At 37.6% G+C, this 22,777-nt stretch carries 21 protein-coding genes; 19 read left to right on the plus strand and 2 right to left on the minus strand.

The genetic code is table 11. The annotated features are described in order from the left end of the window. The first annotated feature begins 105 nt into the window (after positions 1 to 105). Both nadC and FQ083_RS10470 read left to right on the plus strand, forming a co-directional pair. Positions 106 to 966: a carboxylating nicotinate-nucleotide diphosphorylase gene (gene nadC / locus FQ083_RS10465; RefSeq protein ID WP_149409803.1), complete on the plus strand. Its 861-nt coding sequence runs from the start codon at positions 106 to 108 to the stop codon at positions 964 to 966. A 395-nt stretch (positions 967 to 1,361) separates the two neighbouring features. Next, the gene (locus FQ083_RS10470) at positions 1,362 to 2,003 is read left to right on the plus strand and encodes a MarC family protein (RefSeq protein ID WP_083759462.1); all 642 of its coding nucleotides are present in this window, start codon (positions 1,362 to 1,364) and stop codon (positions 2,001 to 2,003) included. A gap of 128 nt (positions 2,004 to 2,131) precedes the next feature. Here the strand turns inward: FQ083_RS10470 and FQ083_RS10475 are convergent, their stop codons facing one another. After that, complete coding sequence (locus FQ083_RS10475; RefSeq protein ID WP_149409804.1) at positions 2,132 to 2,734, minus strand: LysE/ArgO family amino acid transporter; 603 nt, start codon at positions 2,732 to 2,734, stop codon at positions 2,132 to 2,134. A gap of 144 nt (positions 2,735 to 2,878) precedes the next feature. Here FQ083_RS10475 and FQ083_RS10480 point away from each other — a divergent pair, with 144 nt between their 5' ends. From FQ083_RS10480 to FQ083_RS10490, 3 genes are all read left to right on the plus strand, one after another. Further along, entirely contained in the window at positions 2,879 to 3,637 is a 759-nt protein-coding gene (locus tag FQ083_RS10480; RefSeq protein WP_149409873.1) for a hypothetical protein, read from the plus strand. Between the two features lie 315 nt (positions 3,638 to 3,952). Then, the gene (locus FQ083_RS10485) at positions 3,953 to 4,564 is read left to right on the plus strand and encodes a hypothetical protein (protein ID WP_149409805.1); all 612 of its coding nucleotides are present in this window, start codon (positions 3,953 to 3,955) and stop codon (positions 4,562 to 4,564) included. Between the two features lie 83 nt (positions 4,565 to 4,647). Further along, positions 4,648 to 5,205: a hypothetical protein gene (locus FQ083_RS10490; protein ID WP_149409806.1), complete on the plus strand. Its 558-nt coding sequence runs from the start codon at positions 4,648 to 4,650 to the stop codon at positions 5,203 to 5,205. Between the two features lie 105 nt (positions 5,206 to 5,310). On the opposite strand, the gene rluB is transcribed toward FQ083_RS10490, so the two are convergent. Then, on the minus strand, positions 5,311 to 6,243 hold the full coding sequence (rluB, locus tag FQ083_RS10495; protein ID WP_149409807.1) for a 23S rRNA pseudouridine(2605) synthase RluB: 933 nt from the start codon (positions 6,241 to 6,243) through the stop codon (positions 5,311 to 5,313). A gap of 419 nt (positions 6,244 to 6,662) precedes the next feature. Here rluB and FQ083_RS10500 point away from each other — a divergent pair, with 419 nt between their 5' ends. The 14 genes from FQ083_RS10500 to wecB all read left to right on the plus strand — a co-directional run bounded on the left by FQ083_RS10500 (position 6,663) and on the right by wecB (position 22,773). Next, a complete protein-coding gene (locus tag FQ083_RS10500; RefSeq protein ID WP_149409808.1) occupies positions 6,663 to 7,763 on the plus strand; it encodes a polysaccharide biosynthesis/export family protein in 1,101 nt (366 codons plus the stop codon). A gap of 19 nt (positions 7,764 to 7,782) precedes the next feature. Beyond that, on the plus strand, positions 7,783 to 8,214 hold the full coding sequence (locus FQ083_RS10505; RefSeq protein ID WP_149409809.1) for a low molecular weight protein-tyrosine-phosphatase: 432 nt from the start codon (positions 7,783 to 7,785) through the stop codon (positions 8,212 to 8,214). Between the two features lie 74 nt (positions 8,215 to 8,288). Continuing rightward, on the plus strand, positions 8,289 to 10,553 hold the full coding sequence (locus FQ083_RS10510; protein WP_149409810.1) for a polysaccharide biosynthesis tyrosine autokinase: 2,265 nt from the start codon (positions 8,289 to 8,291) through the stop codon (positions 10,551 to 10,553). Between the two features lie 110 nt (positions 10,554 to 10,663). Beyond that, a complete protein-coding gene (locus tag FQ083_RS10515; RefSeq protein WP_262881103.1) occupies positions 10,664 to 12,586 on the plus strand; it encodes a nucleoside-diphosphate sugar epimerase/dehydratase in 1,923 nt (640 codons plus the stop codon). 125 nt (positions 12,587 to 12,711) lie between these two features. After that, complete coding sequence (locus FQ083_RS10520) at positions 12,712 to 13,959, plus strand: oligosaccharide flippase family protein (RefSeq protein ID WP_188004106.1); 1,248 nt, start codon at positions 12,712 to 12,714, stop codon at positions 13,957 to 13,959. 47 nt (positions 13,960 to 14,006) lie between these two features. Continuing rightward, positions 14,007 to 14,894 carry a beta-1,6-N-acetylglucosaminyltransferase gene (locus tag FQ083_RS10525; RefSeq protein WP_149409813.1) on the plus strand — a complete coding sequence of 296 codons (888 nt, stop codon included), beginning with the start codon at positions 14,007 to 14,009 and terminating at the stop codon, positions 14,892 to 14,894. Between the two features lie 12 nt (positions 14,895 to 14,906). Further along, the gene (locus FQ083_RS10530) at positions 14,907 to 16,007 is read left to right on the plus strand and encodes an EpsG family protein (RefSeq protein WP_149409814.1); all 1,101 of its coding nucleotides are present in this window, start codon (positions 14,907 to 14,909) and stop codon (positions 16,005 to 16,007) included. Positions 16,008 to 16,118: 111 nt separating this feature from the next. Continuing rightward, the gene (locus FQ083_RS10535; protein ID WP_149409815.1) at positions 16,119 to 16,472 is read left to right on the plus strand and encodes an IS630 transposase-related protein; all 354 of its coding nucleotides are present in this window, start codon (positions 16,119 to 16,121) and stop codon (positions 16,470 to 16,472) included. Then, complete coding sequence (locus tag FQ083_RS10540) at positions 16,447 to 16,965, plus strand: IS630 family transposase (RefSeq protein ID WP_149409816.1); 519 nt, start codon at positions 16,447 to 16,449, stop codon at positions 16,963 to 16,965. The genes FQ083_RS10535 and FQ083_RS10540 overlap by 26 nt, the downstream gene beginning before the upstream one ends. Positions 16,966 to 17,379: 414 nt before the next feature. Then, positions 17,380 to 18,255, plus strand: a complete 876-nt coding sequence (locus tag FQ083_RS10545; RefSeq protein ID WP_149409817.1) for a glycosyltransferase family 4 protein — start codon at positions 17,380 to 17,382, stop codon at positions 18,253 to 18,255. 73 nt (positions 18,256 to 18,328) lie between these two features. Beyond that, on the plus strand, positions 18,329 to 19,462 hold the full coding sequence (locus FQ083_RS10550; protein WP_149409818.1) for a glycosyltransferase: 1,134 nt from the start codon (positions 18,329 to 18,331) through the stop codon (positions 19,460 to 19,462). A 20-nt stretch (positions 19,463 to 19,482) separates the two neighbouring features. Then, a complete protein-coding gene (locus tag FQ083_RS10555) occupies positions 19,483 to 20,517 on the plus strand; it encodes a polysaccharide biosynthesis protein (RefSeq protein WP_149409819.1) in 1,035 nt (344 codons plus the stop codon). 2 nt (positions 20,518 to 20,519) lie between these two features. Then, positions 20,520 to 21,632, plus strand: a complete 1,113-nt coding sequence (gene wbjC / locus FQ083_RS10560; RefSeq protein ID WP_149409820.1) for a UDP-2-acetamido-2,6-beta-L-arabino-hexul-4-ose reductase — start codon at positions 20,520 to 20,522, stop codon at positions 21,630 to 21,632. A 10-nt stretch (positions 21,633 to 21,642) separates the two neighbouring features. Continuing rightward, positions 21,643 to 22,773 carry a non-hydrolyzing UDP-N-acetylglucosamine 2-epimerase gene (gene wecB, locus FQ083_RS10565; RefSeq protein ID WP_149409821.1) on the plus strand — a complete coding sequence of 377 codons (1,131 nt, stop codon included), beginning with the start codon at positions 21,643 to 21,645 and terminating at the stop codon, positions 22,771 to 22,773. The last annotated feature ends 4 nt before the right edge of the window (positions 22,774 to 22,777 follow it).

Raw genomic sequence — 22,777 nt, forward strand, 5'->3', positions numbered from 1 at the left:
TAATTTAGGATATTTTCTTGCGAGACAATAAACTTTACGTTATATTTATGCTCATTTTGAGTTTAAATAAGATTTTCTAGACGATACGCATAATAAGGGCTAATAATGACAATCAGACGAGAGCCAGCATTGGCTGAGGTATTACTTAAACCCTTGGTCGAAGCAGCACTAACAGAAGATTTGGGCAGACGTGGTGATGTCACTTCACAAGCGACTATTCCAGCCGACATGCAAGCGCAATTACAGATTAAGGCAAGGCAAGCAGGCGTGATATGTGGTATGGATTTAGCACGCTTATCTTTTGCTTTGATTGATGAGCAGATAGAATTCGTTGCTCAAGTCCATGATGGTGAAACAGTCGAAGCTGGCGCGGTATTAGCAACTGTGCGCGGCAATGCGCGTAATTTGCTGACAGCAGAGCGTACGGCACTTAACTTTATGACTCATCTTAGCGGTATTGCGACAGATACTAAGAAGATTGTTGATAGCGTGGCAGCATATCCAGCGCAAATTACCTGTACCCGTAAAACCATTCCAGGCTTACGTATCGTCCAAAAATACGCCGTACGCTGCGGAGGCGGGCGCAATCATCGTTTAGGATTGGACGATGCGATTTTAATTAAAGACAACCATATTGCCATCGCAGGTGATATTAAAACAGCGATTGAGCAAGCGCAAGAATTTGCTGGGCATCTGATTCCAATCGAAGTGGAAGTCGATACATTAGCACAGTTAGAGCAAGCACTAGATGCTGGTGTGAGCTTAGTGCTATTAGATAATATGACGCCTGAGATATTGTCGCAGGCAGTCGCTATGTGTAAAGGTCGCGCTAAAACCGAAGCATCAGGTGGTATCACTCCTAAAACAGTGCAAGCCGTCGCAGAAACAGGCGTTGATTTTATCGCGATGGGTTATTTGACCCACAGCACGACTGCATTAGATATTGGTTTGGATTTTAGCGCTTAGCTTTAACGCTTGGTCTAAGTATAGTGAGTCCCAAATAGAAGAAGTACAAATATTATAAAGCACTGCTGGGGTTACTTTTTCTTGCTTACTATGCCTGCGCAGATAGAGGCTGCGAATAATTAACCCTAGCAGTGCTGTACTCTTTTAAAAATGGATCAACTATATAGACTTGTTTTAATGAAGTTTAATAAAGGATTAACCCTCTATTGAAAGGGCAGATTTGTATCGATATCCTATGGATTTGGTAAGGTGTAGGAATTAAGCGAAGTTAATGATTTAATAGGCTTATCTGCCTATGCTACAATGCCGCTGCTACCGACTATTAGGTCATTGATGCACTTGCCCAATGGCCTTGTTTTTTTGCCCGATTTGACTAATAGACAAGCGAGCGCTCAGTGAATACTGAAATTATTAAGATAATCCTAGCCTTTATGGTATTGATTAACCCCTTTAGCGCATTGACATTGTTTTTAGATTCAACGCGTGGTTATTCAATGAATAATCGACGTAAAGTAGCGCGCGTTGCTTGTCTGACCATTTTTATTACTATTAGTTTTTTCACCTTAGCAGGCGAAACGCTCCTCAAAGTCTTGGGTATTTCAATCGGCTCGTTTCAGTTAGCAGGTGGTATCTTAGTGTTTTTAATCGCTCTCAATATGATGAATGGCGATGGTAATCCGGTTAAGCCTGATCAAGAAAACTTCGATGTTGACCATCTCCAAGGTGCGCCGCCAACGATGGCAGCCGCGGTTGTGCCGATTGCTATTCCTATGATGATTGGACCGGGTGGTATTTCAACCGTTATTATCTACTCATCACAAGTTTCTGGCATCTTGCAAATATCTGCCATTTTGATTGCAGGTTTGTTTATCAGTTTATTTTGTTATTTGGCATTGATGGCAGCCGGTCGTATCAGTCGCTTATTGGGTGATACAGGGCTTAATATTATGAGTCGAATCATGGGGATGCTATTGGCGGCAGTTGCTATCGAAATTATCGTTAACGGGCTACGTACGCTGTTTCCTGATTTGATTTAGTTTTTTAGTCTATAAAAGTGATTTAATCCCTCAAAAAACCAACTACTTTCAAAAAAGTATTTGGTTTTTCTGCTTTTTAAGCGGTGTATTTGTTTTTAGTTAAAGGATGTTGAGTAGAAAGCTCTGTTTTAGCTTTGGTACAAATGCCAAGCCAAATAAAGCATCAATATACCGACCAAGGCATCAAGGATATTCCACGCTTTTGGTTTGGCAAATAATGGTTTGAGTAATCGCGCCCCATAGCCAAGCGCAAAAAAGAAAAAGAATGAAGCGCTGACTGCTCCTACTGCAAAGGCAAGCTTACTACTGGCACCTGTTGAAACCATACCGACCAGCACCAAGGTATCTAAATAGACGTGTGGATTGAGCCATGTAAAACCAAAGCATAGTAATAATGCCTTTTTTAGGCTGGTGACGACTTGTCCATCGACGGTAAGTGCGTGTGATAAGCGCATACTGGCATACAAGCTCTGCAGTCCGTAACCTAATAAGAATATGATGCCCGCGACCTTGGCAATATTGACCACTTGCGGGTAGCGTGCCGTTACCGCGCCAAAGCCACCAACGCCAGCTGAAATCAACAACGCATCACTGACGGCGCAGAACAGACAGACAAAAAATATGTGCTCGCGTTTCAGTCCTTGTTTTAGAACAAAGGCATTTTGTGAACCAATAGCGATAATCAGGGATAAGCCAAGCAAAAAACCAGAACTGTAATCGGTGATATTCATGATGGCTGTCTTATCCTTTAAAAATGCTGACGTTTGCTTACTGGTAGTATGGCAAAAAGCTGTTAAGATAAGGGATTGAATGGTCAAATGCAATCAGTAAATGGGCGAGGAGCAGGGTAATTTATGGTCATAAGTTTGACAAGAATGCTACAGTCATTTGGGCAAGCACACGATGACCTGCCAACCGCCGCTGCTAAAAATGCTCAGCAAGCGGCTGCCAATAAATTTACTAATAATAAAAATGATACTGCCTATCGTGATAGTGGTGATAAGCAAGAAGATGGCAATACTTCATCGCCTAATGCTTCACCGCTTACTGAGCCGCAGCGTATCGAACGTATTTGCGATGCTTTAGCGCAAGTGTCTGATATTCGCGCGCCGACGCCATTGACCGATCGTTATTTGTCCAATCGTGCTCAAATGCGACCGAGTAATAGACCACCTTTTGACCCAGATACCTTATGGTTTCTTAAACATGGACGCTGTCCGATTATGACTGAGCTTGTGAATGTGGTCGATGCAGCCACGCTAAATGCTATGCCAATTGAAGCAGTTGCTATTTTAGATAGAATCAATGGCAAATTAAAACGCTATCGTGAATGGAGTAGCGAGCTTAATGATGAGCAGAAGCAGCAACATAATGAGCGGCAGTTTGTCATTGATAAGCTGATATCTGAAAGTATTCCAGAAGCCTTGCATCATTACGAGCAGCTGCAACGTTTTAGTCCACATCGTACGAAGAATAATGTAGTACAGGGTAAAATGACTGCAGGCGATATGCTGACGGATTTGTTTTTAGAGATTGATTATGAGCTTGATGAATTGTTAGAGGAGCTGCATCAAACGGTGATGAATCGTCTGGCTTCAACCCATCGTTATGTTAAAAGCCGTACGCAAAATTAGGCGCCATTTTTCTATTCTGCTAAAAAATAAGCATCAGCAAACACAAACAACTCAATGCATAACAATATAGGGCTTTAATAGAGCCTTATTTTTTTGTTTAATAAAATCATTAAATACTATATTCAGTCTTAAATAAGAGAAATATGAATATTATAAAGTGCTACTAGGATTAATTTTCGCAGCCTCTGTCTGCGTAGGCACAGTAAGCAAGAAAATTGATCCTAGTAGCGCTGTGTTCTTGCAAAAGTGGAGCAACCATATCAAGAATAATAATAAATTTGCCAAATAATACTATTAAATAATAAGGATACTTTTATGACGCAAATCACTGCCATGCTCGTCATGCTTGTTTTATATGGAGTGCTACCCGCAGCAGGTCTGTATTTAGGCTATCGTGGTATCAAAAAGGTGACAGCACCCAAAATGCTAGAGTACAAAGCGATGCCGCAATTGGGTTATATTCCTGAGAAAAGCTTACCAGTTGATGTTAAAGCTGCATTGACCCAAATTAATGAAAAAGGTGAAAAGCTGAGACTTATTTATGGTGATACCAATAATGATGGCAAGATAGATGATAGCGATGCAGTTAACGAAACTTATATTACCATTCAAAATCTGATGGATAAACATGTACCACAAGCAGTAGCAGATTATCGCCGTTTGCATGACTTAGATGTCGGGGATGGCGCACTTGCTGATAATACTAAAATTAAGCATTCTGATGTCACTGGCAAAGAAGCACTTTTGGATATATTAGGAACTATTAACACCCAGTTTAATGAACTGCTTAATGCATCCTACCATCAAGATGGACAAAAACTACTGGCAACCAATCGATATCTACAACAGCGTTTTGACAATCCTAATGTAGATACAGATACACAATTGCTTAATACTACTAAAATAGAGCAGATCGAAAAGCTATAAGATGACACTGTTAATAAAGATATTAGAGAGTAATAAATAGCTAAGATGATCAATGACGGTTGAACGATTACGAGTAAATTGCTATGAGTGTATTAATAGGCGTTGGTGTCATAACGACAATGAGCGTCTTCTATCTAGGTAGAAAAGGCTGGCATGCTTTTCATAAAGCGGTCGGCATTACGCCAGGTGTACTTATTTATCAAAATGGTAATGCACCATTATCGTTATCTAATATAAGCTGGCAACAATTAAATCTTAATAAAAAGCATCTTAAAGCTTTAGCAGATAATCAGCTACGCCAGCTACAACATATTGATGAAAAGGTAGACAGTTATTATGACTATCAGATAGAGCTAAAATCACAAGAAAAGATGCCTGAAATCACCGAAGCACAGTTCGTATTGCATAAGATGCTGCATACACGTTTACCTGAACTACTCAGTAGTTATTATCAACTGACGATTATCAAATCAAATGCTAAAAGCGTTAATAATCAATCACGAGATGAAGCCGGCAAGTTGCTGCAAGACGTATTAGATAATATAGAACAACGCTTAGATAGCTTATTAGAACAAATGGAGCAGCAGCAATTACAGGATTTACGAATCATGAAAAGCTATATTGATAGTCATAATCCCTAATATGTCAGTGGCTAGAGAATACTCATTAATGCCACATACAAAAAAGCTGCCAATGATTATGTATCATTGGCAGCTTTTTATTGAGTATGCTAGATCTAAAAAATATTAGCGTTTATCGTTGCGGTCACGGGTATTACGGGTGCCGCGACTGGCAGGACTTGCACTGCTTTTTGGTTTGGCACTACTAGTGCTATTACGATTATCGCCACGAGTGTCAGTACGACGTGCTTTAAGCGGCTTGTTTCTGATACGCTCTTGCTTTTCTTTAGCAGCACCATGAAGACCTGTACCATAACGCGGGCGTAAGCTCACTAGGTCTGTTAACGTATTAATGTCTTTTCTATCAAGCTCTAAGAAGCGCCCTGTACGTAGCTCTTTTGGCAATGCAATATTACCGTAGCTCGTACGTAATAGACGACTGACTTTAAGACCTTGGGATTCAAATAAACGGCGTACTTCACGGTTACGACCTTCCTTAAGCTGCACATGATGCCATTTATTAACGCCTTCACCACCGCCTTCTTTGATATCTTCAAATTTAGCCAAGCCATCTTCTAACATGACACCTGTTGTCATCGCTCGTGCCATATCTGGGGTAACGTCGCCCAATACACGTACGGCATATTCACGGGTCACTTCGCTAGAAGGATGCATCAAACGATGCGCCATTTCACCATCGTTAGTAAATAATAATAGGCCTGTCGAGTTGATATCCAAGCGACCTACCATAACCCAACGGTCATGAGTTAGCTTTGGTAAGCGCTCAAATACGGTAGGACGACCTTCTGGATCATTGGCTGAGCATACTTCGCCTTCAGGCTTGTAGTAAGCTAAAACGCGGCGACGTTTCTCATTTTCGGCAGTATATTTAATCTGACGACCATCAACGCGAATCTCATCACCTTGTTCAACACGATCACCAATGGTTGCTGGCCCATTATTGACAGTTACACGACCTGCTTTAATGACTTCTTCCATCTGACGACGTGAACCAAGTCCCATACGGGCAAGTGCTTTCTGTAATTTTTCATCTTTCATAGCGATTTCCTTGAATCGGTGGGTTTACATTTCTCAATGTATAAATTTGGACTGCATATTATACGCTATTTCTAAGGGTTATAGATATTATGTTTAAATAATTTTCCACTTTAATATCTGAATAAGGTAAATAATTTTCATATCATTTGTCGGTTTAAATTGGTTAGTTAAATAAATAAGAGAAGATTTTTTATAATTTATATGAGCAATAACTATATGCTAAATATTAGGATTTTTCCATATAAGCCATTTTCTGATAAATCGTAATTTCCATCAAAAATACATGATTATGGTTCAAAATTTAACCACCTATGTTATTATGGTTTTGTTTTTTTGCACATAATGCAACGCTTTGATATGGCTGTCTGATGTTTTAATGCTAGACGCTACTTATATCTATGATTTACAAAGGTCTTTTTATGTTTTTTAATTCATCAAAGTTACTAGGTATAACGTGTCTGTTGATAGTGGGTATGGTTTCAGGTTGCTCTAGTATCAATGCAGGTCTTCAAGCAGGTGAGCTGCCACCAAGTGGTGCATTCATCGCTGAAAACGGCCTTCATTTTAATATTCAACCGCTAAACCTAGCGACATTACCACCAAAACAAGCAGCCCTTCCAAACAGCAACTTAAGTCAGTTAATAAGAAACTCCGGTCGAGCAGAATATCGTATTTCTGAAGGAGATATCTTAAGTATTGTACTTACAGGCTATCCTAATATAACTCCTTTACCAGCTGGAGATGTTACTAATCCTTATGCAGCAGGTTTTCCTGTTGATCAGCAGGGGTTTGTTCAGTTTCCACTTATTGGGCGTATCAAGGCCAGTAATATGAGTGTGACGCAGTTCACCGCTAATTTACAGAAACAGCTACAGCGTTATCTTAAATATTCAGACCCGCAGGTTAAAATTGTTAACTACCGTGGTAATAAGTTTTTTATTGATGGTGAAGTTAAACAGCCTGGCGAATTTGCGATTAATGATTCACCAGTCTCGCTATACACTGCGATTTCTATGGCCGGTGGTGCAACGCCTGCAGGTGATTCAAACAATATCGTGTTCAATCGTAAAGGCGTCAACTACAATATTGGACTTCAATCCTTACGCCATCTAGGGGCTTCTGCCAATCAAATCTATCTTCAAGATGGCGATTCTATCCACGTTAATAGTCAAGACCGTAATAAAGTATATGTTCTAGGAGAATTTGGACGTGTAGAACCTGTACCTATCAGAGAACAAGGCATCAGTTTGGCACAAGTATTAGGTGAATCAAAGGGTCTTGATTCTAATACTGCTAATGCTGCTAAGATATATGTCGTCCGCGACAACCTTAATACAAAAACGACAGATATTTATTATGTTGATATGCAGACAATTACCAGTTTTGCGCTTGCCAATCGTTTTGAGATGCGTGCCAATGATATCGTATACGTCGATCCTACTGGTTTGACGCGTTGGAATCGTGTCATTAGTGCACTACTACCATCTACCTCAGCAATCAGCGTTCTTTCTGGTCTATAAATAATAGGTAATAGTTATCATGGCATTTGATCATATTCTAGTTGTGTGTGTGGGTAATATTTGTCGTAGTCCAATGGCAGAAGCACTGCTAAAGCAGCGTTTTCCTAATAAAATTATTGACTCTGCAGGTGTGGGTGCTTTGGTTGGTCATCCTGCTGACCCTGCTGCCCTAGAGATTATGTCAAAACAGCAGATTGATATTACCAGTCATATTGCTAAGCAAATTGATGAGCAGTTAGCAAAAAAAGTGGATCTTATTTTCACTATGTCAGACGGTCAAACTAAGTGGATTGAAGAACGCTGGCCTTTTTGCCGTGGTAAAACCTTTAAACTAGGTCATTGGATAAATAAAGACATTGCTGATCCTTACAAGCATGAGATAAGTGCATTCGAGACTGCACATCAAGACATTGTTGAAGGTATAAAGCAATGGGCCGATAAAGTTAGCTAAGTGACTGTTGTGAATAAATAATTATTATAAAAGACTAATACTAAACGATTACCTCAAGTGATGAACCTACCGTTATGAATACAGATTCGAAGAATGTATCAAACTCTGCCTCTAAAGAAGACAATGACGAAATCGACTTAATGGCGCTACTTTTTGCCATTTTACGTGGCTGGAAAACCATTGTCTTTTTTGCTGTTTTGGGTTTGATAGTCGGTATCTTGTATAGTCGGTATGTTAATCCGACTTTTAGATCAGATGCGCTTATTCAAATTGAAGAAAACTCCAAAGGAGTGGCTGCTCTAGGCGCTGATATCTCTGAGCTAATTGGTTCGCAAGCCAGTAAAGCTGAGGCGGAGGCGGAGCTGATAAGATCTCGTATGATCTTAGAGCCTGTGGTCAATTTATTGCATTTACGTATTCGACTTTCTGACCCTAATATTAGTACTATCGATAAAATTAAAAATAATAGTACTGATACACAGATCAATAAACCTGAAGGTGTATCTCTTGAAACTGAGGATGGCAAAGTCGAGGTCAGTCAGTTTAATGTTTCGCAAGATTATTTAAATCAGCCTTTTATCTTAACACGCTCTGCGACAGGGTTTGTGTTAAGCAACGGGTTTGATGACTTTAAAGGTCAGATTGGCAAGGTTCATCAGTTCAGAGGTACAGATGGTCAGATTCAAATCACAGTTAACGACCTGCCAGCTGATGGATATCCGATTAATATCACTAAACAGTCTCTCCAAACAACTACAGAGCAGATAAATACGGAATTGTCTGTGGTTGAAAAAGGTAAGCAGACTGGTATTATTCAGCTATCTATGACTGGCGCTAATCAGCAGCAGACTAGTTTGATATTAAAACAAATCGTCTTGTCTTATATTGATCAAAATGAGTCGCGTGGCTCTGAAGAGACCACAAAAACGATTAGCTTTATGGAAACTCAGATTCCAACCTTAAAGAAAAAACTGGAAGATTCTGAAGCGATATTCAATGAGTTCCGTAAAAAATACGGCACCATTGATGTAAGTAAAGAAGCGGAGTTACTGTTAACAGAAAGTTCTCAAATTGATGTTCAACTCAACGAGCTTAAATTAAAGAAAGCAGATCTCACGACTTATTATACAGAAGAGCACCCATTGGTGACCCAGATCAATGAGCAGTTAGAGGTGCTGAATACTAGAAAGCAAGATATAGATGATACTATCGTAGGTTTGCCTGAGATTCAAAGAGAGTTTTTACAATTATCAGCTGATAGCACTATTAATAGAGAGATTTACTTAACTCTAGTCAAAAACTATGAGCAGCTGAAAATCGTTAAAGCTGGCCAGATTGGTTTTGCCCGTATTATTGATCTTCCTATCAACAACTTTAAAGCGATTGCGCCTAAAAAATTATTGATAATAATCTTGGCTATGCTTTTAGGGTCGATGCTTGGAACGATGCTCGTACTGCTTAAGAACATGCTAAGAAATGTGGTAAAAGACCCTGAGCGTTTAGAGGCTAAGACAGGTGTGCCTGTGGTAGCGACGGTTCCACGCTCTCCACTATTAACAAGATTACGTAGGAGTAATAAGAAAGCGCCTAACAGACTACTGGCTTACGTAGATAATAATAGTTTGAGCTATGAGGCCATTAAGAGCTTAAGAACAAATCTAATGTTTGGAATGCCAGCCCAAGGTCGAGCGGGTCAAAGAGCAAAAGTGATACTAATTACTGGTGAAAGCCCTGGTGTTGGTAAATCATTTATTTCTTCTAACTTAACTGAGGTATTTGCCCAGTTAGATAAAAAAGTCCTGATTATGGATGCTGATATGCGCTTGGGGGAGCTGCATAAGATGTTTAGTATGAGTCAAGATAATGGTCTAGGGGATTATTTATCACAAGATAAGACTCATTTATCTAAAGATAACGCTCACGTATCAAAAATTGTTGCTAATCAAGAGGATTATTTGGCAAGCTTTATTCATCCTACTGGTATAGATAATATTGATTTTATGCCACGAGGTCAGCACCCACGTAATCCGGCATCATTATTAGCTAATGGCAGTTTCGATCATTTAATGAAAGAACTGAATTTGCATTATGATTATATTATCATTGATTCGCCACCTATATTGGCTGCTTCTGATGCTATGATTTTATCCCAGTATGCAGATAAAGTATTAATGGTGGCTCGCTATGATAAGTCTATAGAAGGTCAGGTTGTTTATGCAGTTAATCAGATGAATAAAGCCAATATCAAAGTAGACGGTATTATCTTAAACGATGTACAGCAGGGATTACTAAGTAAGTATAGCTATCATTATAGTTATGCTTACGGCAATAATAACTAATCGTTAGCGGATAGATATAGAATTTTTTAAATATTAATGCTTGAATAAAACAGTTGTTTGTCATGTCAATAGATCCATCAGCCTCATCCAAATCACATAATGTTAACTCTATGATATCTACTGGTCTTGCTGAGCGTAGCGCTAAGTTTTTGCTTAGCCTACCTAGAAGCATTAAGCGTAGTATTTTAATGTTGACTGACTTTATTATGTCAGCCGTTTGTTTATTCTTCGCTATTGCAGCGAGATATGGATATATAGACCATCATGTAAGCTTATTGGTAATAAGTCTGAGTGCATTGATTCCAGTCTTATGCTTATACGCTATTGGGTTTTATAATGGCGTGGCTAGAGGTTTTTTTGATGCGATGATGGGTAGCGTATTGCAGCTATTCTTTGTCCTTATTATCATCGCCCAGACCATTCTTTATTTTAAACTCCTTCCTGATGTGCCACGTGCCGTACCCATTTTATATTTGTTTTTGTTTTTTATTTGGTTATGGAATAGCAGGCTAACCATTCGTGAGCTTTTAACGCGGCTACAAGGTAAAAGCCAGCGCCGTATTAAGAATGAAGATGATTATGATAATGTTGTCATTTATGGGGCGGGAGAAGCCGGTCGAGACTTATTAGAAGGCTTAAGAAACTCACATAAATATAATGTTGTGGCTTATGTTGATGATGATCCACAGCTTACGGGTGCTTATTTACTCGGCAAAAAGATTTATGCTGCTGATGAGTTAGTAAGCTTAGTGGAGGAGCTAGACATTGCACAGGTGTTTTTAGCTATACCTTCTATTAGTCGCGCGCAAAAACGCCAGATTATAGATAAACTCTCGGGTATTGCTATAAAAATCAAGGAGTTACCAAGCCTAGAGGAAATCGCTGACGAAAAAGTGACCGTCAGTAGCATGCGCAAAGTAGACATCTTGGATGTGTTAGACAGACAGACTGTTGAACCTGACGCCAAATTACTACAGATGAATATTAAAGATAAGTGCGTGTTGGTCACTGGCGCTGGTGGCTCTATTGGTAGCGAGTTATGTCGTCAAGTGATTAAAAATAAACCTAAATGTATTGTACTCTATGAGCTATCTGAATTCGCACTGTATAGCATTCATCAGGAACTAATAGCGAAACAAGCTAATGATTCTATTTATCAAGATATTGAAATCGTCGCTGTCATCGGTAGTGTAACAAATGAAGACAATTTGCTGAGAATATTTAAGCTATACAGCATACAGACAGTCTATCATGCGGCTGCTTATAAACATGTACCTATGGTTGAACACAATCCGTTTGAAGGCGTTATTAATAATACGAAAGGCACTTATCACTGCGCCCGCGCTGCGATTGCAGCAAATGTAGAGACCTTTGTACTTATATCGACCGATAAAGCAGTAAGACCGACCAATGTGATGGGCGCTTCTAAGCGCTTAGCAGAGCTGGTTTGCCAAGCGCTTAGCCAAACAAATAGCCGAACCTGTATCAGTATGGTGCGTTTTGGCAATGTCCTAGGGTCATCAGGCTCTGTAGTACCGTTATTTACCAAGCAGATTGAGCAAGGTAAACCGATTACGGTCACCCATCCTGATGTGACTCGTTATTTTATGACGATTCCAGAGGCGGCAAATTTAGTTATCCAAGCGGGTGCGATGGCATCAGGTGGTGAGGTGTTTGTGCTTGATATGGGCGAGCCGGTTAAGATTGTCGATTTGGCACAGCGAATGATTCATTTAAGTGGTTTTGATATTAAAGATACCGCAAATCCTGAAGGTGATATCGAAGTAATTTTCACTGGACTTAGAGATGGGGAAAAGCTTTATGAAGAGCTCATCATCGGTGAAGACAATGTCGAATCCACTGATCACCCTCTTATCATGCAAGCGATGGAACATAGCTTTCCACTAGATGAGCTTGAATCGGTACTGTTTGAGCTGACTGAAAAGCAAAAAGAATTTGACGTCATTTGGCTGAAGCAGCAATTCAAGCAATTTGTAGCAGGCTATAAAGATAATATAGAGCAACAAACGTAAAGATTTTTAAATAAGGTTTAATAAATAATATCTTGTATATCATTGATGAACTTTAGCTATATATATAAATAAATTATTTTTATAAAAATGCCTTTTTAAAATCAATTATGAGAGTTAGGGATTATATGTCCTTGTTAAGAAAAAATGTAATTTACTTAATATTCGTACAGGGTTTAAACTACCTAATACCTTTAATTATCTTTCCTTATTTAGCAAGAGTATTAGGAACCGAAAACTATGGTTCATTATCTTTTGCTAACTCTGTAATCCTTTATTTCTGCATAGTAATAGACTTTGGTTTCACACTTAGTGGAACTAAAAAGATCTCTATTTTAAAGAAGCAAGGATTAAGTATTGATCAAGTATTTTGGAATATTATATTCGCTAAGCTCATGCTTTTAAGTTTCAGTATAATGCTTATGCTAGGCCTAGCAATATTTAATTCTAAGCTTAATAATGTTCTATATATACTATTAGCATTTACGCCACAGTTAGTCGCAACCGCTATTTTTCCACTTTGGTACTTTCAGGGTATCGAGAATATCAAAGTAATACTAATCTCTCAAGTGATAGCCAAGCTAAGTATACTGCCTTCTACCTTTTATTTAGTAAAAGATGAAGGAGATATTGTTATAGCTGCTCTCATACAGTCTTGTACTTTATTAGTTGCTGCCTTATTATCATGGATAAGTATAATAAAACATAAAAGTATTGGAAAGCCAGACTTTAGGCTATTCAAAAATACGTTTAGGGAGATATCAGACTCTACTTCTTATTTCATTGGGAGTCTTGCTATTAGTGTCTATACTATTAGCACTCCTTTACTGCTAGGCTTCTTATCTTCAGAACATGAAATGGGTATCTATAGTGCTGCTAATAAATTTACTGGAGCCCTAGCTGGATTATTTATAGTTGCAGGTGGCGCTATTTTTCCTAGAGTGAACGCCTTGTTAGTTACAGACGAGACAAAAGCTTTTTCACTATTGAAAGCAATAATTTTATCGCAGACTGTCTTACTATTAATAATTACCTTTCTATACATATTCTTTAATATAACAATTATCAATGTTTTGCTTGGTGATGCTTATCTAGATGCTGTACCTCTCAGGATTCCTTTATCTATAGCTATGTTTTTCTCAGTAATTTCAGTTATTCTATGTAATTATATACTCGTTCCTATGGGACACACAAAGCTGTATTATCTAGTCCCTATAGCTGTTTCTATATTACATATTATTTATACTCCTATTTTGATTAAATCTCTCGGTGCCGTAGGAGCAGCCTATGGACTTGCTTTCAGTGAGGTTATAACTTTTACTATTTTAACTGGCTGCTGCGTTAAGTTTAATTACATTAATAAAATATTCAAATAATCACAAATGTATTAAAAAGTGCGGATAAGTATATATAGGAAATTTCTATGAACAAAGTTGCATACTGTATTATGGCTCACAATGACAAAGAACATCTATCAAAGCTTATAACTGCTTTGGGGAATAACTGTGAAATATTTATTCATATTGATGGGTTTGTAGATGATACGAGCTTTTTAAACTTATCTAGGAAAGGAAATGTACATTTCCTTACACCGAGAATTAAAGTTTCTTGGGCTGGATTCTCTATGGTTACAGTAATGATGGAACTGCTAAAACTAGCGGTTGAGCACAAAGACGAATTTTCTCACTATATCTTTTTATCAGGTAGTTGCTACCCTATCAAATCTATCGACTATATAGATAGCTTTTTTGTAAACAATAAAGATAAGAGCTTTATTAAGTACGTTAAAATGACAGATCACCGTCTGCTTTATCGTCAAATACAATATAAATTCTTAATGGATAATCCCTTCCCTATTAGAAATAAAATTATTGACAATTTACACCGTATTATAAGAAGAGTTAGTTTCCATGCACATATTCCAAATACTTGGAAAGATAATATAATAGCCTACGGAGGTAGTAATTGGACTGCATTAAATGCGCCATGTGCTAGATATGCAGTAGACTTCCATGAAAATAACCGATGGTTTCAAAATATGTTCAGATATACCTACGCGGCAGATGAGCATTACATCCATACTATTTTGGGCAATTCCCAATTGGTCTCTCAATGCACGGGGCTACAAGATTTTAAATATTTTGGATTAGACTATTTAGCGAATCTTCATCTCATCGATAACTCTTTAACTAAGTGGTTTACTATTAATGATTGGGATGAACTCAAACAGTCTGAGAAGCTCTTTGTTAGAAAAGTAAGAAGTGTTGATGGATCAACCTTAGTTGACAAGATTAATCACAAAATTCTCTAACTGGTAAGCTCAATGAATGGTATCTTTGTAATATTCCTCATATTAGTTTTGTTTTCGTTGTTAGAATCAACCAACTTAAGCAATAATATTAAGAGTTTTTTATGGTTTATAGCTTCTGTGTTAGTGCTTTTCACTTTAGGATTAGGTTATAAAGTAGGAGTCGACTGGGTTGCTTATCAAGAAAATTATTACCATAATAATTTTGAAAGTTTTGAGGCTTTGTATAGTGCATTATCAGTCTTTTCTGCTTCCTTGGGCATGAATTTTTGGTTTTTTGCAATTGCCATTAAATCTATTAATACTCTTCTATTATTGGTAATATTTAAAAGATATACGAAACTTCCTTTACTTGCAGTAACTATATTTTTTGCATTGACATACCCCTATATCAATGATGTATTAAGACAAGTTTTAGCTTCAATAGTTTTGTTATCAAGCTTTCTGATAATCAAGAGATATCCTAGTATATTTTCTATTGTAATTGCTAGTAGCTTTCATATTTCAAGCTTAGTACTACTATTAGGTAAATTAAGTTTTTTTAAGCGTAGTACAAAAAAGTTTACTCTAATACTAGTATTGGGAAGCTTAGCTACTGGCTCTTTATTCATAGGGTTTTTGACATCAGGAGTGTTTAGCTCATTTAATTACCTAGCTATTAGTAAGTTACAAATGTACGCTGAAGATTCAAAAGTGGCTAACCTATATTCTTCTTTAGTGCGTATTAGTATTTTCGCTTTAGCATTATATTCTCAATTTAAGATTAAAATTATTCACTCGAAAGTAGATGATTGGGTGTATCGTGCAACACTGTTAATGCTGCTTATTGAAATCCTAACAATAAGTATTCCTCTCATTTCTCAAAGAGTTAGGATTTACTTTTTACCGTTCGTGTGTATCGCTCTTGCTAATGGTATTTATAAATTGCCTAAAGGCGTTAAAACTATAACTATAGGGTATATATTAAGTTACTGTTCTATTTTTTTATATTTATTCACTACTGGAGTTTTCGGCAATTTCTATCAGCTTGATATGAATATTATAATTCAGTTTATCAAGGGATTCCCCTCTAATAACTGGGAATCAGCAGCTTTCAATTTTTGGAATTATAGATAAGTTATCAATCCATTGAAATTGAACTTAATTATTGTTTTATATAATAGTATAGTCAGTCTTTTATAAATAAGATACAATACTTTTAAAACTGATAGAAAGATATTAATAACTATGACTTATTCTGCAGACTTCCGAGCGCAAGTGATTAAAAGTGTTAAAAACAAAGACATGAGTATCCGTCAGGCTTGTACTTTCTATAACGTTAGCAAAACTGCTTTACAACGCTGGCTGAAAAACCCAAGTATCAAACAAACTCGAGATAAAGCACCCAGTAAAATACCGAATGAAACACTTCTTCAAGACGTTGCGCAATATCCAGACGATTACATGTACGAGCGAGCGCAACGTTTAGGCTGTAGTAAATCAGGCATTGAGATTGCTTTAAAACGTTTGGGTATCAGTCAAAAAAAAGACCTTAGAACATCCAAAAGCGTGTCCGATCAAAAAAGCGGCGTACCAGAGTAAACTCGATGGTTTTATACTTCAAGGCTATCCCATTGTTTATATGGACGAGAGTGGCTTTGAAGCTGAAACCATTCGTCCTTATGGCTATGCACTGATAGGTAAACCCTGTATCGACAGCTACAATTGGCAAGCAAAAAAGCGAACTAACGTCATTGGTGCTCTTTATGAAAAGATGCTGTTTGCGCTGGACTATTTTGAACAGAACATTAACAGCAATATATTCTATCAGTGGTGCAAACAGACATTAATCCCAAGTCTTAAAACCAAATGCGTGATTGTGATGGATAATGCTCGGTTTCATAAAAATAAATGCATTCAAAAACTACTGAACAGACATGGCCATCGTATTTTATGGTTGCCACCGTATAGTCCTGATCTAAATCCCATTGAAAAGAAGTGGGCACAAGCTAAGTTTCTACGCCAAGGGTGGATGCAGAATAATCTACCTAAACTATTTCATGATATGGGTTGTATCTCTTTTATTGTGGATTGACTATATGTTAGATTTAAGTTTATTAACTTATTAGCAAGAACTATTATCGTTATGCAATAAATACTAATAGAAGTTCTGGCTTTTAGAGTCATATTTACTTAATCTTCGAGCTATACATAAAAAATCATTGTTTGAGAACTAAGGAATTATATGAAGATACTGCAAGTAAATAATATTGTGAGCCATCATCAATTGCCTTTTTCTAAAGAATTGGTGTAACTAGTCGGCGAGGAGAACTTTCTATTTGCTGCATTAGGAAGACCAGATTCTGAAAGACTAAATAATGGCTGGAAAAAAGATTATACTGAAAACTGGATTATTCACCCTAATGACTCAGTAGAAAGTCAGATAAAGTTTGATAAGTTTTGGGATGAAGCTGATGTGGTTATATGTGGCGAAAGGCTAATTAGTAAAATGCAAGAATGTGTTGATGATAATAAAATATGTTTTTATATGTCTGAACGATGGTGGAAGCCACCAGTAGGTATACTAAGGTTATGTCATCCACTATATTTAAAAATGTTTATAGAGTTTAAGCAGTTAAGTAAAAGTAAGTATTTTCATTATTTACCCATTGGTCCATTTGCTGCAAGAGACATGGCTTTAGTGACATCTATGCCCTCACGTGTATGGGCATGGGGGTACTTCACAGCGTTTCCTATAATAATACCTAGTATGAGTGAGAGCAGAGGTTCAGATGTCACTAGTATTCTATGGGTTGGGCGTATGATTAAATTGAAGCGTGTTGACTTACTTATTAAAGCTTTAGCAAAAATACAGAATGAGGGTAAAAAATTTAAACTTACATTAGTTGGTAATGGCTCTGAACGAAAAAAATTAGAGAAGCTTGCAAAAAAAATGTTAGGTGCTTCTTTTTATGAGTTCAAAGAATTCATACCGGCAGATGAAGTCCTTTCTCTTATGGCGCAATACGATATATACGTGTTGCCAAGTAATGCGTATGAAGGCTGGGGTGCAGTAGTAAATGAGGCGATGTCTGTTGGATGTGCAGTGATTGCTTCAGATAAGACAGGAGCTGGCGCTTCATTGATTGAACATAGCGTAAATGGATTCTTATTCAAGTCTGGCTCAGAAGATTCTTTATACGACTGTCTAAGTGAGTTGGTCTATAGTAAAAAGTTAATAAACGACTTCAGTGTAAAATCAAGATTAAGTATAAAAGAAAACTGGACTCCTGCTATAGTAGCAGAAAGATTTGTTCAGTTATCCTTGTCGTTAATTAATAATGAACCATCAGCTAGCTTTAAAGGACTGCTTGAAGCAGTTTAGTAAAAATACTATAGATTGAGTTTAATGATCTAATTTTATTAATAATAAAATTATTAAAGGAGTAAAAGGTCTTTTGAATATTTTAACTTTTACGGGACACTATCTTCCTGGATATAAGGGTGGTGGACCTATAAAGACCATCAAAAACTTATTCGACCAAACTGGAAACTCTATGTTTTACAAGTTAATAACTAGTGATCGAGACCTTGGTGACACTTTACCTTACAATTCGATAGATCATAATACTTGGAATAAAGTTGGTAACGCAGAAGTGTTTTATATACAGTCAGGCAATATAGGCTACAAGCAAATTATTAAAATCTTGTTCGAGAGGGATTATGAGCTAATATACTTAAATAGCTTTTTTTCGCCTACATTTTCAGTATTACCGTTAATAATAGCAAAAACTCTACGTCAAAAAGTTATCGTTGGTCCTAGGGGTGAGTTTTCAGAAGGTGCATTGAGTTTAAAATCACGAAAAAAAAATACTTTTATAAAACTATATAAGCTTTTGAATTTACATCGTGGAACTATATATCAGGCTTCAAGTATCTATGAAGCTGAAGATATAAAAAGAGTATTAGGACCCAAAGTAGATATTGTTATAGCGGAAGATATTGGCGCTCAGGAGTTTGCTAAAAATATTGCTATACGAGAACAAATAATCAAAGCTGTTTTTATCTCTCGTATTTCCCCTATGAAGAACTTAGGTTTTGCTCTAGAAACCTTCAAAAGCGTTCAAAATCCTTTGGTTTATGATATATATGGGCCAATTGAAGACCAGAGTTATTGGCAGCATTGTCAAAGTATTATATCTGATTTACCTTCACATATTGATGTACATTATAAAGGCGAGTTAACGCCTGAACAGGTAGTTCCGATATTATCGTCATATGATTTCTTCTTTATGCCTACAAAAGGAGAGAATTATGGCCATGTTATTGCAGAGGCATTGTGCGCAGGATTGCCGTTATTAATTTCTGATGCTACTCCTTGGCGTAATCTGTCTGAACAAGGTCTTGGTTGGGATTTGCCATTAGACAATCCAAGTGCATTTAGTAGTGCTATTAATAAGCTGGCATTGATGAGTAAAGATGATCATCATGAAATACGAAAAAACGTACTTAAATGGGCAAGAAATAAATTTTCTCAAAGAGATGCCATTGATGCCAATATTGCTATGTTTGAGTATGCAGCTAATAAATAAATTAATAAAAAGGTATGTACATGTTTAAAGACAAAACCCTTCTCATCACCGGTGGTACAGGTTCATTCGGCAATGCGGTACTTAAACGCTTTCTCGATACGGACATTGCAGAAATTCGTATCTTTAGCCGTGATGAAAAAAAACAAGAAGATATGCGTATAGCTTACGCTAATTCTAAGCTCAAGTTTTACATTGGCGATGTAAGAGATTATTACAGTTTGCTTAGTGCTACACGCGGTGTGGATTATATTTACCATGCTGCTGCACTTAAACAAGTGCCATCATGTGAATTCCATCCTATGCAAGCGGTAAAGACCAATGTGCTTGGTACTGAAAACGTATTAGAAGCAGCTATTCAAAATAAAGTGAAGCGTGTGGTTTGCTTAAGTACGGATAAAGCCGTTTATCCTATCAATGCGATGGGTATTTCCAAAGCCATGATGGAAAAAGTCATGGTGGCTAAATCGCGCAATTTAGAGGGTTTAGACACAGTTATTTGTGGTACGCGCTATGGCAATGTAATGGCGTCTCGTGGTTCAGTAATCCCACTATTTGTCGATCAGATATTGAAGGGTAAGCCTTTGACTATTACTGATCCTAATATGACGCGTTTTATGATGACGTTAGAAGATGCGGTAGACTTGGTGTTATATGCTTTTGAGCACGGTAAGAATGGCGATATTTTTGTACAAAAAGCACCTGCTGCCACTATCGAAGTGCTAGCCAAAGCTTTAAAAGGGCTGCTGAATCTTGACGAGCATCCTATTGTCATTATGGGGACACGTCATGGTGAAAAGGCTTATGAAGCCCTTTTAAGCCGCGAAGAAATGGCAGTGGCTATTGACCAAGGCTATTACTATAGAGTACCCGCAGATCAGCGTGACCTTAACTATGGCAAATATGTCGAAGAAGGTGATTTGCATATAACTGAGATTGAGGATTACAATTCCCATAATACAGAGCGATTAGATGTGGAAGGTATGAAGCAACTGCTCCTTAAGCTTGAGTTTGTCCGTGCTTTAACTGAAGGCAGACATGTTGATCCGGAGGCTTAATTGTGAATATTTTAGTGACTGGCTCTAATGGATTTATTGCCAAAAACCTTATTCTGTTTTTATCCGAACAAAACGATATTAATATCTTGTGTCTTAACCGTAACTCTAGTGAAGATGAGTTAAAAGATGCGGTTATCAAGGCGGATTGGATCATACATTTAGCGGGGGTGAATCGTCCATTAAATGAGCAAGAGTTTGTAGAGGGCAATATTACATTAACGCAAAAAATTGCTGATTTGCTAATAGAGCATAATAAAAAGACTCCGATCATTTTATCTTCATCCATTCAAGCCGACCAAGACAACGCTTATGGTCAAAGTAAACTCGGTGGTGAACAGGTATTAATTGATTTAAACAACAATCAAGGTAATCCAGTATATATCTGTCGTTTAGCTAATGTATTTGGTAAATGGTCGCGCCCTAATTATAACTCCGCTGTAGCAACTTTTTGCCATAATATCGCTAACGATTTACCCATTCAAATTAATAATCCTGATGCGGTTATTCGCTTAGTTTATATAGATGATGTGGTAGAGATATTTTGGCAGATGATTCAAGGTCATTATGCACCAGAGCAGTACTTTGTCATTGAGCCAGAGTATCAAATTACCGTTGGTAATTTAGCGGACACTCTGCGAGAGTTTAAACAGTCGCGTGAAACCATGATAACGCTGCCAGTAGGTACTGGTCTAACCCGCGCTCTATATTCTACTTATTTAAGTTTTTTACAGCCCAGTCAATTTGACTATACGGTAGCTAAGCATGGTGATGAGCGTGGTGTCTTTGTAGAGATGCTTAAGACACCTGATGCTGGTCAATTCTCCTATTTTACTGCTCATCCAGGCATTACTCGAGGTGGACATTATCATCATAGTAAGACTGAAAAGTTTTTAGTCATTAAAGGTAATGCGTTATTTAAATTTAAGCATATCGTTACTGGCGAATACTATGATTTAACAACGAATGGCGATGAAGCAAGAATTGTCGAAACTGTACCAGGTTGGACTCACGATATTACTAATATCGGTGAGGGTGAAATGATCGTTATGCTGTGGGCGAACGAGATTTTTGACCGAGAAAAACCTGATACTTATGCTATGCCAATAACAGAATAAGAGTTTTATTATGAATAAGTTAAAGCTAATGACTGTCGTAGGGACACGTCCAGAGATTATTAGACTGTCTCGAGTCATGCAGGCATGTGATAAATATTTCGATCACATAATTGTCCATACGGGTCAAAACTATGACTATGAACTCAATGAAATATTTTTTACTGATTTAGGAATTCGTAAGCCTGATCACTTTTTAAATGCAGCAGGCTCAACGGGTGCTGAAACTATCGGTAACGTCATTATAGGCGTCGATAAAGTTTTAGAGGAAGTACAGCCGGAAGCTTTACTGGTGCTCGGCGATACCAATAGCTGTATGGCAGTCATTCCTGCTAAACGCCGTAAAATTCCTACTTTCCATATGGAAGCGGGCAATCGCTGTTTTGACATGCGTGTACCAGAGGAGATTAACCGCCGTATTGTAGATCATACTGCAGATATTAATTTAACCTATAGTACTATTGCGCGTGACTATTTGCTTGCCGAGGGTTTACCTGCTGATCTAGTCATTAAAACTGGCAGCCCTATGTTTGAAGTTTTAAACCATTATAAAGCTAAAATTGAAGCGTCTGATATTTTAGAAACGTTAGGGCTTAAAGAGCGGCAATATTTTATCGTCAGTGCTCATCGCGAAGAAAATATCAATTCTGATCAGAATTTTTTAGATTTGGTCGATATGCTCAATGCAGTGGCAGAGAAATATCAGTTTCCAGTAATTGTTTCTACGCATCCCCGTACTCGTAACCGTATTGAAGAGTTAAATATAGAGTTTCATCCACTTGTGCAGTTATTAAAGCCACTTGGATTTAGTGATTATAATAAGCTTCAACTTTCTGCTAAAGCTGCATTGTCAGACAGCGGTACGATTAACGAAGAATCTTCTATCCTAAACTTTCCGGCGCTGAATCTACGCCAAGCCCATGAGCGTCCTGAGGGTATGGAGGAAGCTGCTGTGATGATGGTAGGGTTGACTGCTAAACGTATTTTACAGGGGTTAGATATTTTAGAGTCGCAGGCACGGGGTGAAGAGCGTTCATTACGCTTGGTAGATGATTATAGTATGCCAAATGTCAGTGAGAAGGTGGTCAGAATTATTTTGAGTTATACTGATTATGTTAATCGTGTTGTTTGGAAAAAATATTAGGAAT

This window comes from Psychrobacter sp. ANT_H59, from assembly GCF_008369225.1.
In the GTDB taxonomy this organism is placed as follows: domain Bacteria; phylum Pseudomonadota; class Gammaproteobacteria; order Pseudomonadales; family Moraxellaceae; genus Psychrobacter; species Psychrobacter cryohalolentis.